General features: G+C 73.4%; 19 protein-coding genes. All 19 read right to left on the minus strand.

Annotation, left to right across the window (positions count from 1 at the left end; genetic code table 11):
- Positions 1 to 126 precede the first annotated feature (126 nt).
- Positions 127 to 1,335, minus strand: a complete 1,209-nt coding sequence (dprA, locus tag ACXJKA_RS18245) for a DNA-processing protein DprA (protein WP_456826612.1) — start codon at positions 1,333 to 1,335, stop codon at positions 127 to 129.
- A complete protein-coding gene (locus ACXJKA_RS18250) occupies positions 1,332 to 2,858 on the minus strand; it encodes a YifB family Mg chelatase-like AAA ATPase (RefSeq protein WP_456826613.1) in 1,527 nt (508 codons plus the stop codon). Before ACXJKA_RS18250 ends, dprA begins: the two co-directional genes overlap by 4 nt.
- Positions 2,859 to 3,215, minus strand: a complete 357-nt coding sequence (locus tag ACXJKA_RS18255) for a YraN family protein (RefSeq protein ID WP_456826614.1) — start codon at positions 3,213 to 3,215, stop codon at positions 2,859 to 2,861.
- A 143-nt stretch (positions 3,216 to 3,358) separates the two neighbouring features.
- Entirely contained in the window at positions 3,359 to 3,682 is a 324-nt protein-coding gene (locus tag ACXJKA_RS18260) for a DUF2469 domain-containing protein (RefSeq protein ID WP_055922267.1), read from the minus strand.
- 59 nt (positions 3,683 to 3,741) lie between these two features.
- Complete coding sequence (locus ACXJKA_RS18265; RefSeq protein ID WP_456826615.1) at positions 3,742 to 4,614, minus strand: ribonuclease HII; 873 nt, start codon at positions 4,612 to 4,614, stop codon at positions 3,742 to 3,744.
- Positions 4,611 to 5,459: a signal peptidase I gene (gene lepB, locus ACXJKA_RS18270; RefSeq protein ID WP_456826616.1), complete on the minus strand. Its 849-nt coding sequence runs from the start codon at positions 5,457 to 5,459 to the stop codon at positions 4,611 to 4,613. Before lepB ends, ACXJKA_RS18265 begins: the two co-directional genes overlap by 4 nt.
- A gap of 199 nt (positions 5,460 to 5,658) precedes the next feature.
- Positions 5,659 to 6,027 (minus strand): 50S ribosomal protein L19, encoded by a 369-nt coding sequence (gene rplS, locus ACXJKA_RS18275; RefSeq protein ID WP_456826617.1) that lies wholly within the window; start codon positions 6,025 to 6,027, stop codon positions 5,659 to 5,661.
- Positions 6,028 to 6,251: 224 nt separating this feature from the next.
- Positions 6,252 to 7,025, minus strand: coding sequence for a tRNA (guanosine(37)-N1)-methyltransferase TrmD (gene trmD, locus ACXJKA_RS18280; RefSeq protein WP_456826618.1), 774 nt, complete (start codon positions 7,023 to 7,025; stop codon positions 6,252 to 6,254).
- A gap of 1 nt (position 7,026) precedes the next feature.
- On the minus strand, positions 7,027 to 7,575 hold the full coding sequence (gene rimM, locus ACXJKA_RS18285; RefSeq protein WP_456826630.1) for a ribosome maturation factor RimM: 549 nt from the start codon (positions 7,573 to 7,575) through the stop codon (positions 7,027 to 7,029).
- A 77-nt stretch (positions 7,576 to 7,652) separates the two neighbouring features.
- Positions 7,653 to 7,892: an RNA-binding protein gene (locus ACXJKA_RS18290; protein WP_055922281.1), complete on the minus strand. Its 240-nt coding sequence runs from the start codon at positions 7,890 to 7,892 to the stop codon at positions 7,653 to 7,655.
- Entirely contained in the window at positions 7,892 to 8,314 is a 423-nt protein-coding gene (rpsP, locus tag ACXJKA_RS18295) for a 30S ribosomal protein S16 (RefSeq protein WP_456826619.1), read from the minus strand. Before rpsP ends, ACXJKA_RS18290 begins: the two co-directional genes overlap by 1 nt.
- Before the next feature lie 172 nt (positions 8,315 to 8,486).
- Entirely contained in the window at positions 8,487 to 9,581 is a 1,095-nt protein-coding gene (locus tag ACXJKA_RS18300) for an amidohydrolase family protein (protein ID WP_456826620.1), read from the minus strand.
- Between the two features lie 6 nt (positions 9,582 to 9,587).
- Positions 9,588 to 11,174: a signal recognition particle protein gene (gene ffh / locus ACXJKA_RS18305; RefSeq protein WP_456826621.1), complete on the minus strand. Its 1,587-nt coding sequence runs from the start codon at positions 11,172 to 11,174 to the stop codon at positions 9,588 to 9,590.
- A 35-nt stretch (positions 11,175 to 11,209) separates the two neighbouring features.
- The gene (locus ACXJKA_RS18310) at positions 11,210 to 13,003 is read right to left on the minus strand and encodes a [protein-PII] uridylyltransferase (RefSeq protein ID WP_456826622.1); all 1,794 of its coding nucleotides are present in this window, start codon (positions 13,001 to 13,003) and stop codon (positions 11,210 to 11,212) included.
- Positions 13,004 to 13,025: 22 nt separating this feature from the next.
- Entirely contained in the window at positions 13,026 to 13,367 is a 342-nt protein-coding gene (locus ACXJKA_RS18315) for a P-II family nitrogen regulator (protein ID WP_208213931.1), read from the minus strand.
- Positions 13,367 to 14,674 (minus strand): ammonium transporter, encoded by a 1,308-nt coding sequence (locus ACXJKA_RS18320; protein WP_456826623.1) that lies wholly within the window; start codon positions 14,672 to 14,674, stop codon positions 13,367 to 13,369. The genes ACXJKA_RS18315 and ACXJKA_RS18320 overlap by 1 nt, the downstream gene beginning before the upstream one ends.
- A gap of 336 nt (positions 14,675 to 15,010) precedes the next feature.
- Positions 15,011 to 16,207: a signal recognition particle-docking protein FtsY gene (ftsY, locus tag ACXJKA_RS18325; protein WP_456826624.1), complete on the minus strand. Its 1,197-nt coding sequence runs from the start codon at positions 16,205 to 16,207 to the stop codon at positions 15,011 to 15,013.
- 79 nt (positions 16,208 to 16,286) lie between these two features.
- Positions 16,287 to 16,616, minus strand: a complete 330-nt coding sequence (locus tag ACXJKA_RS18330) for a hypothetical protein (RefSeq protein ID WP_456826625.1) — start codon at positions 16,614 to 16,616, stop codon at positions 16,287 to 16,289.
- A 128-nt stretch (positions 16,617 to 16,744) separates the two neighbouring features.
- Positions 16,745 to 17,823 (minus strand): AAA family ATPase (locus ACXJKA_RS18335; protein WP_456826626.1); only part of this gene is annotated, 1,079 nt, incomplete at its 5' end.

Consider the following 17,823-nt stretch of genomic DNA (forward strand, 5'->3'; position numbering starts at 1 on the left):
ATCCCGGCGCAATGTCCGATTCGCCGACCAAGAAATGCCCGATCGCGCGTTTTTTTCACCCGCAGATCACCTCACCCTCGTGTTCTTCGCCCAGTTCTCGGCGCGCCTTCTTTACAAGCACCGGGCTCATGGTGTGAGACGACTCACAGCGAGCCACCCACCGGACCGTCGGGCGGCCCATCCATCGAGCTCGAGAAGCCCCAGCGAGCTCCGCGCCTCGGCGAGGGAGACCCCGGCGACGCTGGCGACTCGCTCGAGCTCTGCCGGCATTCGACGTGGAAGGGCGTCGAGGACGCGCCGCACGAGCGGGTCCAGTCCGTCCCCGGCGCGAGCGGCGCGCTCGTCGGCCGCACGCTCGGCCGCGACGGCGGCACCCAGGTCCGAGCCGACCATCGCTGCGAGCTCGCGCACCTCGGCGGCGTCGGTCACGCAGACGGCGACCCCGTCGCGCAGCAGTCGGTGGCACCCCGCGGACGCCATCGACGTCACCGGGCCGGGCACGGCGCCGACCGGGCGCAGGAGCCGCGCGGCGTGGTGCGCCGTGCTCATGGCCCCCGAGCGCCACGCCGCCTCCACGACGACCGTGGCCCGGGACGCCGCGGCGATCAACCGGTTCCGCTGGAGGAACCGGCTCTTCGTGGGCAAGGTCGCAGGCGGCACCTCCGAGACGAGCGCCCCGCCCGTGGCCACGACGGACTCGAGCAGGCGGGTGTTCCCGGCGGGGTACGCCCGGTCGACCCCACCCGCGAGCACGACGAGCGTCGGCCCGCCGCGCGCCAGGGCCCCGCGGTGCGCGGCCGCGTCGATGCCGTACGCCCCGCCCGAGACGACGCACCCGCCGGCATCGGCGAGGCCGTCGGCCAGGTCGAACGCCACGCGCTCGCCGTAGGACGTGGCGGCTCGCGACCCGACGACCGCGACGGACCGTGCCGAGGCCGCGGCGAGATCGAGGTCCCCGCGAACCCACAGGCAGAACGGCGCCTCGACGCCGAGGTCGTCGACGGCTGTCGACCACCGGGGGTCCCCCGGCACCAGGACCGCGCCGCCGACCTTGTCGAGGCGGTCGACGTCGCGTCGCGGTTCGCAGTCGGGCAGCCGCGCCGCCCACCGCGCCAACGCCCGGCCGATCCGCACGACCTCGCCCGGCGCGAGCCGCCCCCGCCCCTCCTCGAGCCGCCCGACGTCCGGCCGGCCCGCCTGGACCGCCGCCCGCACCCAGGCGAGCGCCTCGGCGGCGCCCAGCAGCTGGACGAGGGCACCGGCGACGACGTCTCCCGGCTCCACGAGCGCACTCCACGTCGCGCGCGCCAGCACGTCGACCTCGGCGCCGCTCATGCGCCGTGCCCGCGGGTGCGCAGCAGCAGCGCCTGCCCGACGTCGGCGCGCCCCGGCGCCGTCCGCCCTGCCAGGTCCGCGAGCGTCCACGCGACCCGCAGCACGCGATCCACCCCGCGCAGGCTCAAGGTGCCGCGGTCGAGCGCGCGGTCGAGGTCGGAGACCAACGAGCGATCGGGGCCCAGCCGCTCCCGGAGCCAGCCACCCGGGACGTCCCCGTTGGTGCGCCACGGGGTACTCCGCAGCCGCTCCGTCTGCGCGTCGCGCGCGCTGGCCACCCGCGCGGCGACCGCCGTCGAGGACTCCCCCGCCGCCGCGCCCGCACGCGACGGAGCCAGCTCGACCTGCAGGTCGACGCGGTCGAGCAGCGGTCCGGAGAGCTTGCCGAAGTACCGCCGCCGCTGCTGCTCCGGCCGGCACGTGCATGCCAGCCCCTTGCCGACGGCCTGGCCGCACGGGCACGGGTTCGCCGCCAGCACCAGCTGGAAGCGCGCCGGGTACCGTGCCGTGCCGGCCGCCCGGTGAAGCACCAGCTCGCCGTGCTCGAGCGGCTGGCGGAGCGTCTGCAGGACCGCGGTCGAGAACTCCGGCGCCTCGTCGAGGAAGAGCACGCCGCGGTGCGCTCGCGACGCGGCACCCGGACGCGGCATGCCCGAGCCGCCGCCCACCACGCTGGCGGGCGTGGCGGTGTGGTGCGGGTCCTCGAACGGCGGCCGACGCAGCAGCCCACCGCCGGGGTCGAAGGCCCCGGCCACCGAGTGCACCGCGGTGACCTCCACCGCGTCCGCCTCGGACAGGTCGGGCAACAACCCCGGCAGGCGCGCCGCCAGCATGGTCTTGCCGGTGCCCGGCGGGCCCACCATCAGCAGGTGGTGCCCGCCCGCCGCCGCGACCTCGAGGCACGCGCGCGCGTCCGCCTGGCCGACGACGTCGGCGAGGTCGAGAGCGGCGGCTCCCGGGCGGGCGGCGACCGCCTCGACCGCGACGGGCGGCACCGTGGGCACCTCGAGAGTCGCGCCGTAGCCTGCGGCCACCTGCGCGAGGCTGGTGGCGCCGACCACCTGCGCACCCGGGACCAGCCGCGCCTCCGCGGCGTTCGCCGCCGCGACCACCACGCGGCGGTGCCCGGCGGCGACCGCGGCGGCGACCGCCGGCAGCACGCCGCGGATCGGCCGGAGCCGACCGTCGAGTCCGAGCTCGCCGAGGTGCACCACCGCCTGCGTCGCGGCCGGGTCGATCGCCTCCGCGCCCGCCAGGGTGGCGACCGCGATGGCCAGGTCGAAGCCGGACCCCGACTTGGGCAGGGTGGCGGGCGAGAGGTTGACGGTGATGCGCCGGTTGGGCCACCCCAGACCCGAGGACGTCACGGCGGCACGCACGCGGTCCCGAGACTCGGCCAGCGACGCGTCCGGGAGCCCGACGAGGGTGAAGGCCGGCAGGGACGGCGCGAGGTGGGCCTCGACCTCGACCACGTGCCCGGTCAGCCCGACCAGCGCGACGCCCAGCGTGCTCCCGAGCACCACTCAGACCACCCCGACGAGGTGGTCGACCTCGGCGGCGCCGCGCGCGGGCAGCACCACCGCGATGACGTCGACGCGCACCGAGCTCGGGTGCACGTCGTGCGCGGTCAGCCACTGCGCCGCGAGGCGCCGGACCCGAGCCAGCTTGCGGGGCGTCACCGCCTCCGCGGGGTGCCCGAACGCGATCGACCGGCGGGTCTTGACCTCCACCACCACGAGCTCGTCCCCGTCGAGCGCGACGAGGTCCAGCTCACCGTCCCGCGTCCGCCAGTTGCGGTCCAGCACGTCCCACCCACGACCGCGGACGTGCGCCTCTGCCACGTCCTCGCCGTACCGCCCCACTGCGTCCTTCGCGCGCACCGGACCACCTCCGCGCACGACGCTGCCAGGGCGGGAGGGTGCTGGGGTGGCGAGCTCACCGCCTCGGGGACGGAGCCGCGTCCGCACGGGGCTGTGGGCGGCTCACCGTGGCGAGCGGAACCCCCGGACGAGGGCGCGGAAGGTCAGCGGGCGAAGCCCGCACTGCCGCCGAGATCGAGCTCGGCCTTGGCCAGCTCCTCGACGTTCACGTCCTTGAACGTGACGACGCGCACCGACTTCACGAACCGGGCGGAGCGGTAGACGTCCCACACCCACGCGTCGGCGAGCGTCAGCTCGAAGTACACCTCACCCGCGGCCGACCGGACCTGCAGGTCCACCTGGTTGGCCAGGTAGAACCGTCGCTCGGTCTCGACGACGTAGGAGAAGAGCCCCACGACGTCGCGGTACTCGCGGTACAGCGCGAGCTCCATGTCGGTCTCGTAGTTCTCCAGGTCCTCCGCGCTCACCGGGACATCATCCCCCATGAGCAGGGTCGGGACCGCGCGACGCCACGGTGGACGAGCGGTCAGGCCCGCGAGGCGCCGACCTGGACCTCGTCCGGCATCGGCTCGTCGACCAGCAGCGCGTCGTCGTCGCCCTCGTCGACAAGGACGTCCGCGTCGTCAGCGAGCAGCGCGTCATCGTCGAGAACGTCGTCCGCGACGTCGTCGAGGAACGCGTCGTCGTCGATCCCCGTCCCGGGCAGCCGCCACGAGCGTCGGTGCAGCACGCTCGGACCCAGCTCGCGCAGCGCCGCGATGTGCTCGGGCGAGGCGTAGCCCTTGTTCTCGTCCCACCGGTAGGCGGGGTGCTCGGCGGCGAGCGCGACCATGAGCGCATCCCGCTCGCACTTGGCGAGCACGCTCGCGGCCGCCACAGACGCGCAGGTGCGGTCGGCCTTGACCCGCATGTGCACGCGCGGCGCCGGCACCTCCGACACGTCGTCGACGGTGAAGAGATCCGGCTGCGCGGGGCTGCTGAGCCAGTCGTGCGACCCGTCGAGCAGGACGACGTCCACCGGCCCGATGGTCACGGCGATCGTGGCCAGCGCGCGGGTGCCCGCGAGCCGCAGCGCCGCGATGATCCCGATCTCGTCGATCTCGTCGGCGCTCGCGTGGCCCACCGCACGCGCGAGCCCCCAGCGGTTGAGCGCCGGCAGCAGCCGCGTCCGGGCCGCCGGGGCGAGGAGCTTGGAGTCCGCGACACCCTTGGGTGCGGACCTCGTCGTGACGTCGACGACGACCACGCCGACGCTCACCGGACCCGCCAGCGAGCCGCGGCCGACCTCATCCATCCCCGCCAGCAGCCGGGCGCCGTCCCGCAGCAGCACGCGCTCGTGCCGCAGGTGGGGCGCCGTGCGAGTCAGGGTGGCCCGGCGGGCCGCCGCGACCGTGGTCACGGCTGGTCGGGCACGTCCGCGAACGTGCTGGTCGGGTTGTGCAGGATGCCGACGCGCTCGATGGGCCACACCGTCACGAACGCCACGCCGACGACGTTCGCGATGGGCACGGAGCCCCCGCCGGGCTTGCCCTGGTTGTAGCGCGAGTCCGACGAGTGCGACCGGTTGTCGCCCATGACCCAGATGCTGTTCTCGGGCACGGTGATGTCGAACGCGATGTCGCTGGGCAGGACACCCTCCGCGAGGTACGGCTCGTCGAGCGGTTCGCCGTTGACCGTCACGGGCTCCCCCGGACCGGCACAGGCGACGTGGTCGCCCGGCAGCCCGATGAGCCTCTTGACCAGGTGCTCGTTGGCGTCGGCAGGGTAGAGCCCGATGAACGTCAGGGCGTCGTTGATCGCGCCCCGCACCGGGCCCGGGTCGGGGGTGACGCCCGCGGGCAGCCAGCCGCCGGGGTCCTTGAAGACGACGATGTCACCGCGGCGCAGGTCGAACGGTCCGGGGGTCAGCTTGCTGACCAGGATGCGGTCGTGCTCGATCAGGGTGTCGTGCATCGACTGGCTCGGGATGAAGAACGCCTGCACCAGGAACGTCTTGACCAGCAGCGACAGCACGATCGCGCTGACGAGGATGATGACCGTCTCGCGCAGCAGCGACCCGGCGCCGCTCGGGCGTCGTGCGGCCGCGTGCCGACGGCTGGCCGCGTGGGGTGGCTCCGACCCGTCATCGGCACCCGTCACGTCGGGCATCCGCCGGCCCGCCCCGGCCTCGTCGGGCGCCTCGCGGCCCGGCCACGACGTGGGCGACGAGTCCTCGTCGAGATCTCGGGCGGGTCGGTCGATCACCCGCACACTCTCGCATGCGAGGGACCCGTTCGCGCACACGACCGGCGGCCGAGATCGGGTCCTGCTGCGCACGTCACCGGCATCGTGACCCGCGCCACGGGCCGACGGCGCACGTGACCTGCGGCAGCGCCGTCCGGAGACGCCGACGGGCGACCACCGGATCGGTGGCCGCCCGTCAGGACGTCGCGTGCGGGAAGGCTCAGGCCTTCTTCGCGGCGGGGGCGAAGTCGCGCTTCTCCTTGATCTTCGCCTTCTTGCCGCGGAGCTTGCGCAGGTAGTACAGCTTCGCGCGGCGCACGTCGCCGCGCGTCACGACCTCGATCGACTCCAGGCTCGGGGAGTGCACGGGGAACGTGCGCTCGACGCCGACCTGGAAGCTGACCTTGCGGACGGTGAACGTCTCGCGGACGCCGTCACCCTGGCGACCGATGACGACACCCTGGAACGCCTGGATGCGGGAGCGGTTGCCCTCGACGACCTTGACGTTGACCTTGAGCGTGTCGCCGGCGCGGAACTCCGGGATGTCGGAGCGCAGCGATGCTGCGTCGACACTGTCGAGCGTGTGCATGTGATGTCACTTCCCCGCCCTGCCACAGGTCAGGAACGTCGTCGAGGGCGTCACGGCTGCCTGTGCAGGCAGGACCGGCGTCCTTGGTCTGATGGTCCGGTGCGTCGGGGGTCGAACCCCGGGTGGTCGTGATTCGTCTCCCCTGTGGCAGAGACGCGACCTGCGCGCACCAACGGGCAAGTCTGCCACACCGGCGGCACCCACGGACAATCGGGTGCGCAACCTCACGACGACCGGCCGAGGCGCCCTTCGACGGTCGACCAGCCCAGCGTGGCGAGCAGCGCGAGGTCGTGCTTGTCCAGCTCGTCGACCGGCAGGGCCGCGATGAGGTCCGGGCGGCGCGCGGCCGTCCGCTTCAGCGCGGTGTCCCGACGCCAGCGGGCGATCCGCGCGTGGTGCCCGGACAGCAGCACCTCGGGCACCTCCAGCCCGGACCACGCCGGCGGCTTCGTGTAGACCGGGTACTCGAGCAGCCCGGCGGCCCCGTGCGACTCCTCGACCAGCGACTCGGGGTTCCCGACCACACCGGGCAGCAGGCGCGCGACGGCCTCGACCACGACGAGCGCGGCGACCTCACCCCCGTTGAGCACGTAGTCCCCGAGCGAGAACTCGGTGACCCGCCCCCGCGACCGGTAGTGCTCGGCCACGCGCGCGTCGATCCCCTCGTACCGCCCGCACGCCAGCACCAGGTGGCTCTCGCCGGCCAGCGCCTCGGCCGTCCGCTGCGTGAACGGCTCCCCCGACGGCGTCGGCACCAGCAGATGCGCGTCCGCGTCGAGCAGCTCGTCGAGCGCGGCGCCCCACACGTCGGGGCGCATCACCATGCCGGCACCCCCGCCGAACGGGGTGTCGTCGACGGTGCGGTGGCGGTCCGTGGTCCAGTCGCGCAGGTCGTGCACGCGCAGGTCGAGCAGGCCGCTCGTGCGGGCCTTGCCGACGAGCGACAGGTCCAGCGGCGCCAGGTACTCGGGAAAGATCGAGACGACGTCGATGCGCACGTCAGTCGTCGTCTCCGACGGTCTCCTCGGAGACCACGAGGTTGGCGGCGTCGGAGGCCAGGAGCCCGCCGGGCGGGTCGAGCACGACGCGCCCGCCGGCGACGTCGACCACCGGGACGATCGCGCGGACGAACGGCACGAGCGTGCGAGCGCCGTCCGGCTCCCGCAGCACGAGCATGTCGTGCGCGGGCAGGTGCTCCAGGCCGACGATCTCGCCGAGCACGCGACCGTCGACGTGCTCCGCACGCAGGCCCGCGAGCTCGTGCGGGTACCAGGCGTCGTCCTCGTCGGACGAGTCCTCGTCGACCACCAGCTCGGTGCCGCGCATCGCCTCCGCCGTCGTCCTGTCGTTGATCTGCGCGAACGTGACGTACCAGCGACCCTGCTGGACGCGCGTGCTGACGACGGTCAACGGCCCTCGGGCCGTGGGCTCGGTCGCCAGCACGGCACCGTCCCCGAACCGGTCCTCGGGGGTGTCGGTCCGCAGGTCGAGGGCGACCTCTCCGCGCAGGCCGTGGGCACGGCCGATCCGCGCGACGGTCAGCTGCATGGGAGTCCTCACGATCGGGGGGTGGGAATGACGAAGGCCCGGTCCCCAGGCTAGGGGACCGGGCCTTCGGCGATGACTCAGCGCCGGTCGACGTCCACGACGTCGACGCGGACCGCGCCGTCCGTCGAGAGCGCGCCGACGACGGTGCGCAGCGCGCGTGCCGTGCGACCGCCGCGGCCGATGACCCGGCCGAGGTCGTCGGGGTGCACGCGCACCTCGAGCAGGTCCCCACGACGCAGCGTCGACGCGTTCACGCGGACGTCGTCCGGGTGGTCGACGATGCCACGCACCAGGTGCTCGAGGGCGTCGGCGAGCATCAGGCCTGCTCGTCCTCGACCGTCTCGGCCGGAGCCTCGACAGCGGCCGACTTCTTCTCGGACGCCTTGGCCTTGGCCTTCTCGGCGTCGAGCGCGACCTTGTCGATCGCGGCCTTCGGGTCGACCTTGTCGGCCTTCGTGCGCAGGGTGCCCTCCTGGCCGGGGAGGTTCTTGAACTTCTGCCAGTCACCGGTGATCTTGAGGAGCACCTCGACCTGCTCGGTCGGCTGCGCGCCGACGCCGAGCCAGTACTGAGCGCGCTCCGAGGAGATCTCGATGAGCGACGGCTCCTCGGTGGGGTGGTACTTGCCGATCTCCTCGATCACGCGGCCGTCGCGCTTGGTGCGCGAGTCGGCGACGACGACGCGGTAGTACGGCTGACGGATCTTGCCGAAACGCTTGAGACGAATCTTGGTGGCCACGGTGTGGTCTTCTCCTGAGGTCTGCTGGGTGGCCTGCCCGCGCATTGCCCGTGGGGTGGGCGCGCCGGGAAGGTCAGGGACACGACGAACGCAGGTAGAGGGGCTGCAGACGTCGGGTACAGCCGACCATTGTGCCAGATGCCGGAGGGGACTCCCAACCGTGTCCCGCAGGTCACAGACCTCCGGCGACGACCGTCCCGCGGAGCACCACGGCGCGCGGCGCGGCGAGCACGCCGACGTCCGTCCGCGGGTCCGCGTCGTACACCACGACGTCGGCGCTCTCCCCCTCGGCGATCCCGGGGACCCCGAGCCACGCGCGCGTGCGCCAGCTCGCGGCCGCCACCACGTCGCGCGCCGGCAGGCCGGCCAGGACCAGCTCGGCGGCCTCGTCGGCGATCCGCCCGTGGGCGAGCGTCCCGCCGGCGTCCGTGCCGACGAGCACGGGCACCCCCGCCTCGTGCAGGTCGCGGACCAGGGCGTACCGGTGGGCGTGCAGCGCACGCATGCGTGCGGCGAACAGCGGGTAGCGGGAGGCCTGGGCGGCGATGGCCTCGAACTGGCCGATCTGCAGCAGGGTCGCGGTGACCGGGATCCCGGAGGCGGCGATGCGGTCGATCTGGTCCGGCGTGGCGCCCGTGGCGTGCTCGAGGCAGTCGACGCCGGCGTCGAGCAGGGCGTCGAGCGACTCCGTGGCGAACGTGTGGGCGGTCACGCGAGCGCCGGCGGAATGCGCGACCGCGACCGCGTCGGCGAGGACGTCCGACGGCCAGAGCGGGCGCAGGTCACCCTCGGCGCCCAGGTCGCGATCGATCCAGTCGGCGACGAGCTTGACCCAGCCGTCGCCGCGCTCGGCCTCTTCGCGGACGGCGTCGGGAAGGTCGGCGACGTCCGCGAGCTCACGCCCGTAGTGCCGCAGGTAGCGCTTGGGGCGCGCGAGGTGGCGGCCCGCACGGATCAGGCGGGGCAGGTCGTCGCGGTCGTGCACCCAGCCGGTGTCGGCCGGCGAACCGGCGTCGCGGACGAGCAGCACGCCGGAGTCGCGGTCGGCGAGGGCCTGCTTCTCCGCGGTCCCGTCGTCGACCGGCCCGTCCGACGCCAGGCCGATGTGGCAGTGCACGTCGACGAGCCCTGGCAGGACCCAGCCCTCGAGCACGGCGTCGGGTGCCGACGACGGCCGCACGAAGGTGATCCGGCCGTCGACGACCCACGCCTCGCCGACCTCGCGCTCGTCGTCGAGCACGACGGTGCCCCGCAGGTGCAGGAGCACGGGCCCTCAGCGTCCGCCGAGGTAGCGGTCGAGACCGGCGGGCAGCTCGAGCTCAGTCGGCTCAGGCGTCGCCGTCGGGGTGATCCCGAACGAGGACCCCGCGGGGGCCGACGGACGGCTGGTGATTCCCCGCTCCTGCTCGGCGCGGCGTGCCGGGTTCCCGGACTTGCCCTTGACCTTGCGGGCCGGCGCCTGGCGTCCGCGCGACTTCTTGCCGCCCATGCCCGGCAGGTTGCCCATGCCGGGGGGCATGCCGGGGATGCCGCCGCCCTTGGCCATCTGCTTCATCATCTTCTGCGCGCCGTCGAAGCGCTCCAGCAGCTGGTTGACGTCGCTCGGCTTGGTGCCCGACCCGGCGGCGATGCGCGAGCGGCGCGAGCCGTTGATGATCTTCGGCGTCCGGCGCTCGGCGGGGGTCATCGAGCGGATGATCGCCTCGATGCGGTCCACCTCGCGCTCGTCGAAGTTGTCGAGCGCCTCCCGCATCTGCCCCATGCCGGGCAGCATGCCCATCATCTTCTTCAGCGGGCCGGCGTTGCGCAGCTGCTGCATCTGGACGAGGAAGTCCTCGAGCGTGAGGTCCTGGCCGGCGGCGAGCTTGCCCGCCATCTCCTCGGCCTGGCCGGCGTCGAACGCCTTCTCGGCCTGCTCGATGAGCGTGAGGATGTCGCCCATGTCGAGGATCCGCGACGCCATGCGGTCGGGGTGGAAGACCTCGAACTCGGTGAGCTTCTCACCGGTCGACGCGTACATGATCGGCTTGCCGGTGACGCTGGCGACCGAGAGCGCGGCACCACCGCGTGCGTCGCCGTCGAGCTTGGTCAGGACGACGCCGGTGAAGCCGACCCCGTCCTGGAAGGCCTGAGCCGTGGCGACGGCGTCCTGGCCGATCATCGCGTCGATGACGAAGAGGACCTCGTCGGGGTCGAGCGCGTCGCGGATGTCCGACGCCTGCTGCATGAGCTCCGCGTCGACGCCGAGGCGGCCGGCCGTGTCCACGATGAGCACGTCGTGCAGCTTGGTCTTGGCCGTCTCCAGGCCCTGGCGCGCCACGGCGACCGGATCGGCGCCGAACGGCATCACGTCCTCGCTGCCCTGGTTGCCGGGGTGCGGGGCGAACACGGGGACGCCTGCGCGCTCCCCCACCACCTGCAGCTGCGTGACGGCGTTGGGGCGCTGCAGGTCCGCGGCGACCAGCAGCGGCGTGTGGCCCTGGCCCTTGAGGTGCAGCGCGAGCTTGCCGGCGAGCGTGGTCTTGCCCGCACCCTGCAGACCGGCCAGGAGGATGACGGTCGGCGGGTTCTTGGCGAGGCTCAGCGTGCGCGTCTGGCCACCGAGGATCGAGACGAGCTCCTCGTTGACGATCTTGACGACCTGCTGCGCCGGGTTGAGCGCACCGGACACCTCGGCCGACAGCGCGCGCTCGCGCACGGCACCGGTGAACGAACGGACGACCGGGACGGCGACGTCGGCGTCGAGCAGCGCCCGGCGGATCTCGCGCACGGTGGCGTCGATGTCCGCCTCGGACAGACGGCCCTTGGTGCGCAGGTTCTTGAAGGTCGACGTCAGTCGGTCGGACAGGGTGGCGAACACCTGGCGGTCCTCACGCTTCGGGGATTCTGACGATGTCAGGGACGTCCTAGGGTACCTGCCAGCACACGGGTGGCCCGTGCCGTGAGGTCGTCCACCAGCGTCGCGCGCCACGTGCTCCAGGCCTGCGGGCCGGCGGCGCCCGCGTCGGCCTCGGTCAGTGCCCGCAGCAGCACCAGCATGTCGGGTCGGTGGTCCACGGCGTCGAGCAGGCGGGCCATCGTCGCCGGGTCGTCCGGGTCCGCGGTGGTGGCCAGCTCCGCGAGCGTCAGGTGCTCGCGCACCAGCCGGGTGACGTCGGCCGCGACCTGCTCGTCGAAACCCATCCGCAGCACGATCGGTCCCGCGAGCCGCGCGCCCTCGGTCGAGTGGTCGCCCGCGCCGGCCCGCTTGCCGATGTCGTGCAGGAGCGCCGCGAGCAGCAGGGTGTCGCCGTGCTCCACCCGCTTGTCCCGACCCGCCCGGGCCACGGTCTCGACCAGGTGGCGGTCGACGGTGTGCCGGTGGATGGCCGAGCGCTGCGGCCGGTTGCGGACACCCGCCCACTCGGGGATCCAGGTGGTGACGACGCCGGCCAGGTCGAGCGCCTCCCAGATGGGCACCTGGGCTGCCCCGGAGCCGAGCAGCTGCAGGAGGTGGGTGCGCGCGGCCCTGGGCCACGGCGTCGGCAACGCCGGTGTGGCGGTCAGGCTGGCGACCGTGACGGGCGACAGGCTGAGCCCGGTCCGTGCGGCCGTCGCGGCGGCCCGCAGGGAGAGCAGCGGGTCGTCCGCCGGACGCGCCTCGACGGCCAGCACGATCTCGCCGTCGTGCTCGACCAGGTCCTCGGCGATGGTTCGCAGGCGGGGGGCGCTACGTCGACCGCGGACCAGCATGGTCGTGCGAGCCGGTCGCTGCAGGGCCTGGCGCGCGTTGCGCACCGTGGTGTCGAGCGCGTAGGAGATGACCCGCGCCGCCTCGGCGATGCTCGCCAGCAGGTCGTCGCGGTCGTCGAAGCCGACGAGGGCGGCAACCTCGTCCTGGTCGGCGAGCAGCAGCCGGTTGGTGTGCCGGCGCGTCACCACCTGGACCGTGTCGCGCACGTCCAGCAGGTGCGCGTAGGCCATGTCGACCGCGCCGTGCGGGCGGTCGGTGAGCCAGGTGGCGGCGAGCGCGCTCAGCACGACCGCGTCGCGGATCCCGCCGCGGGACTCCTTGAGCTCGGGCTCGATGAGATAGGCGAGCTCGCCGTGGCGCTCGGCCCGCTGCCGGGTGGAGGCCAGCAGCTCGGGCAGCCGACGACGCGCGGCGGAGCGCCAGTCCTCGAGCAGCGCGGACTTGGCGCGGGCGATGACGACGGCGTCGCCGGAGACCGGCTGGAGGTCGAGCAGCCCGACCGCCGCCGGGAGGTCCTTGGACGCGACCTGGCGGCACTGCGCCAGCGACCGGACGGAGTGGTCCAGGTCCAGGCCGGCGTCCCAGATGGGGTACCAGAGCTTCTGCGCCAGCGCGGAGAGCTCCTCGGGCGAGTGCCCGCGCCCCTCGTGCACCAGCAGCAGGTCGAGGTCGCTGACCGGGCTGGCGTCTCCGCGCCCGACGCTGCCGACGGCGCCGAGCGCGACGCCGGCCACGTCCTCGCCCTCGGTCGCGATCTCCCACTGCTCGCGCAGCCGGCCGACGACGAGCTCGACGATGGCGGCCCGGCGGGCGATGCCGTCGGCCCCGGGTCCGGTCAGCCCGGCAGCGAGCTCGAGCCGTTCGACGCGGAGGTCCCGCACCCCGATCGCGGGGTGCGGGACCTCGGGCGACCCGTTCGCGGCCACGCCCCCCGCGGGCGGCCGTTCCTGTGTCATGTGTGGCGGTCGACCGTCCTGATCAGAGGGCGTCGTCGCCGTGCTCGCCGGTGCGGACGCGAGCCACGTCCTCGACCGGCACGACCCAGACCTTGCCGTCGCCGATCTTGCCGGTCTGCGCGGCGCGGACGATCACGTCCGTGACGCCCACCACGTCCTCGTCCGAGACGAGCACGTCGATCTTGACCTTGGGGACCAGGTCGACCGTGTACTCGGCACCGCGGTAGACCTCGGTGTGACCGCGCTGACGGCCGTAGCCGCTCGCCTCGCTCACGGTCAGACCCCGCACGCCGGCTGCCTCGAGCGCCGACTTTACATCGTCCAGCCGGTGCGGCTGGATGACCGCCGTCACGAGCTTCGTCATCACTTCACCTCCGTCACGACACGGGCGCCGACGCCCAGCGTCTCGTATGCGGTCTCAGCGTGCACAGCCAGGTCGATCCCGCTGACCTCGACCTCGTCGGACACCCGCAGACCGATGGTCGCCTTGAGGATGGACGCGATGACGTAGGTCGCCGTGAAGCTGAACAGCACGGCGGCGCCCGCGACGATGGCCTGGGTGGCGAGCTGCGTGAGCCCGCCGCCGTAGAACAGGCCGTTCATGGCCCCGTCCGGGTACCAACCACCGTTCTGGTCGGTGGCGAAGAAGCCGATCAGGAGCGTTCCGACGAGACCGCCGACGGCGTGGACGCCGACGACGTCGAGCGAGTCGTCGAAGCCGAACTTGAACTTCAGACCGACCGCCAGGGCGCAGAGCACGCCTGCAACGAGGCCGATGGCGATCGCACCCCACGTGTCGACCGCCGCGGCGGCCGGGGTGATGGCGACCAGGCCGGCGACGACGCCCGACGCCGCGCCGAGCGAGGTGGCGTGACCGTCACGCAGCTTCTCCGTGGCGAGCCAGGCGAGCATCGCGACGCACGTGGCGAGCAGGGTGTTGAGCCAGGCGCGACCGGCCGTGCTGTCGGCACCGAACTCCGAGCCGGCGTTGAAGCCGAACCAGCCGAACCACAGGAGAGCGGCGCCGAGCATGACGAACGGCAGGTTGTGGGGCCGCATGGGCTCCCTGGGCCAGCCCTTGCGCCTGCCCAGCAGGATCGCGATGGCCAGGCCGGCCACACCGGCGTCGATGTGGACCACGGTTCCACCCGCGAAGTCGATCGGCGTCGAGAGTCCCTCGGTGATGCCCGTCGCGCTGAGCAGGCCACCACCCCACACCCAGTGCGCCAGCGGCATGTAGACGACCGTGACCCAGATGGCCGAGAAGATCAGCCACGCACTGAACTTCATGCGGTCGGCGATCGCCCCGGAGATGAGCGCGACCGTGATGATCGCGAACGTCGCCTGGTAGCCCGCGGCCACGAGGAAGGGCACACCGGTCGACGCCATCAGGCTGTCGTCGTCGGTGAAGCCCTGCAGGCCGAAGTACGTGAACGGGTTGCCGAGCCAGCCGCCGCCGAGGTCAGGTCCGAACGTGCCCGAGTACCCGTAGAGCACCCAGATGAGCCCGACGACGCCGATCGCCGCGAAGCTCATCATCATCATGTTCAGGACGCTCTTGCCGCGCACCATGCCGCCGTAGAAGAACGCCAGCCCCGGCGTCATCAGCAGCACGAGCGACGCGGCGGTGAGCATCCACGCCGTGTTCCCGCTGTCCAAAGCGAATTCCATCGAGATCGCCTCTCCACTCGCCAGCCGGGGGTGGCTGGTCGGGATTACAGTCGAGGAGGCGGGTTTCGGACATGCACGAGAGGCGTTACGACGACGTGACAAACCTCACCGTCAGGTAAACGTTCCGTTTCGTGGTGATCGGCCGTCCAGGTCGCGTCCGACCGCGCCGATCCCGGTTCACCCCTCGAGCCGAGGGTCGGGGGGACCTCCGCTGCGCTCCGGTTCACCCCTCGAGCCCACGGTCGGGGCGAACCTGCGCTCCGCTACGGGCGCGTGCCGCTGGCGCGACGCCGCCCTCGTCGCTGGCGCGACCCACACCCTCCGCTGCGCTCCGGTTCACCCCTCGAGCAGCGCGTCGACGAAGGCTTCCGGGTCGAACGGCGCCAGGTCGTCGGGGCCCTCGCCGAGGCCCACGAGCTTGACCGGCACACCCAGCTCGCGCTGCACGGCGACGACGATGCCGCCCTTGGCCGTGCCGTCCAGCTTGGTCAGGACGATGCCCGTCACGCCGGCGACCTCGCTGAAGACGCGTGCCTGGTTGAGACCGTTCTGGCCCGTGGTCGCGTCGAGCACCAGGAGCACCTCGGACAGCGGCGCCTCCCGCGTGATGACACGGGTGATCTTGCCCAGCTCGTCCATGAGGCCGGCCTTGTTCTGCAGGCGCCCGGCGGTGTCGACTAGCACGACGTCGATCCCCTCGGCGCGGCCCTGGCGCACGGCGTCGAACGCGACGGCGGCGGGGTCGGCACCGTCGCGGTCCGACCGCACGGTGTGCACGCCGACGCGGGATCCCCAGGTCTGCAGCTGGTCGGCCGCCGCGGCGCGGAACGTGTCCGCGGCGCCCAGGACGACCGTGCGGCCCTCGGCGACGAGCACGCGCGCGAGCTTGCCCACCGTGGTGGTCTTGCCGGTGCCGTTGACGCCCACGACGAGGACGACGGCAGGCACCGCGGAGCCGTCGGGGGCCGCGCCCGGCGCGGTGTTCAGGCTGCGGTCGAGGGACGGGTCGACGAGCGCGAGCAGCTGCTCGCGCAGCAGGGCACGCACCTGCGCGGGGTCCTTGAGGCCCTCCACCCGGACTCGGGTGCGGAGGGCGTCGATGAGCTCGCCGGACGGTCCCGCGCCGACGTCCGCCAGCAGCAGCGTCTCTTCGAGCTCGTCCCAGTCGTCTTCCGTCAGGTGGTCTTTGGACAGGACCGCGAGCAGCCGGGCACCGAGCGGGGAGCCGGACCGGGCGAGCCGGCCGCGCAGCCGGGCGAGCCGCCCCGCGACGGGGGCGGGGACCTCGAGCTCCGGGGCGGCCTCGGCCTCCTCGGGCAGGACCTCTTCGGGCAGGGTCTCCGGGACGGTCGGCGCCTCGGCCGCGCTCTCGACCTCGGGGGCCGGCGCGGGGCTCGGCACGTCGACCTCGGGGGGCGCCACCTCGTCGGTGGTCGAGGTGCGGCGTCGGCGGACGAACACAGTCGCCAGCGCGACGACGATGGCCGTCGGGATGCCGGCGGCCAGGAGGATCTCGAGCGTCTCGTTGGTCACCGGGACAGTCTGTCGGGCGGCGGGCCGCCGAAGCGAGCCGACGCGTCAGCCGGACCTCGCGGGTCCGGCTGTCGAGGGCTCAGCGGCCGTGGTTCCCGGGCAGGACGCCGACGGCCTTGTCGCGCGCCCGCTGCAGCGTGGCGGCGAGGTCATCGACCTGCAGGTACGCCTCGCCCTCGTCGACCGTCTCGCGCAGGAACTGGGCCAGCGACATGTCGACGGGCTCCGCGGAGGCGGCCGCCGCGGCGGCGCGCTGGTCGGCGTCGGGGTTCTTGCGGGCCGCCCAGCCGGCGCGGAACGCCTGGAGCGGGGACTCGCCCTTGTCCCGGGTCGAGCTGGACACGCTCGCGGCGAGCAGGACACCGGCGGCGACGAGGAGGGCGAGAACGATCGCGACGAGGATGGCCATGCACCCAGTGTCGGCGCCGAACCTGGACGCGCGGGTGCCCCACGCACAGGGAACGGCAAACCGCACACAATCTCCACACGCCGGGCGGCGAGCCCGCACGGCGCCGCGACTGCGTCGGGTCGGTCAGGTCAGACGGCGACGTCCTCGCGCATCCGCTGGCTGATGACCGTGGTGACACCGTCGCCCCGCATGGTCACGCCGTACAGGGCGTCGGCGATCTCCATGGTCCGCTTCTGGTGGGTCACGACGATGAGCTGCGAGTCCTCCTGGAGCTCCCGGAAGATCTCGAGCAGCCGGCCCAGGTTGGCGTCGTCCAGGGCAGCCTCGACCTCGTCCATCACGTAGAACGGGCTGGGCCGCGCCTTGAAGATGGCCACGAGCAGCGCGACGGCGGTCAGCGACCGCTCGCCGCCCGAGAGCAGGGAGAGCCGCTTCACCTTCTTGCCGGCCGGGCGCGCCTCGACCTCGATGCCCGTGGTGAGCATGTTGTCGGGGTCGGTCAGCACCAGCCGACCCTCTCCCCCGGGGAACAGCCGCGGGAAGACCACGTCGAACGCGGCCGCCGTGTCGCGGTAGGCCTCGGCGAACACCTGCTCGACGCGCTCGTCGATCTCCTTGACGATCTCGAGCAGGTCCGCGCGGGACTTCTTCAGGTCCGCCAGCTGCTCGACCAGGAACTGGTGGCGCTCCTCGAGCGCGGCGAACTCCTCGAGCGCGAGCGGGTTGACGCGGCCGAGCAGCGACAGCGCCCGCTCGGCCGCGCGGAGCCGCTTCTCCTGCTGCTCGCGCACGTACGGGACGGCCGTCGGGGCGTCGGGGTCGACCTCGGCGCCCGGCACCAGGATCACGGGGACGTCCTGGTGCGGGCCGTACTCGTCGAGCAGGACGGTCGGGTCGAGGCCCAGGTCGTCGACGGCGCGCGCCTGGAGCGCCTCGATCCGGAGCCGCTGCTGGGTGCGGGCGACCTCGTCGCGGTGCGCGACGTCGGTGAGCTGCGCGAGCTCCGCGGCCCGGACGTCGACCTCGGCGCGCGCTGCCGTGACCGCGCGGTCCCGCTCGCCCCGGGCGGTCTCTGCCGCGTCGCGCTCAGCGGACGCCCGCCGCAGCGACTCGTCGAGGACGACGAGCGCCTGGTTCGCACCGTCGCGCACGGCCTGCGCGACCGTGGCCTGCCGCGACCGGGCGCGCTCGCGCTCGGCCGCACGCT

The sequence above is a fragment of the Cellulomonas sp. P5_E12 genome (assembly GCF_054049315.1).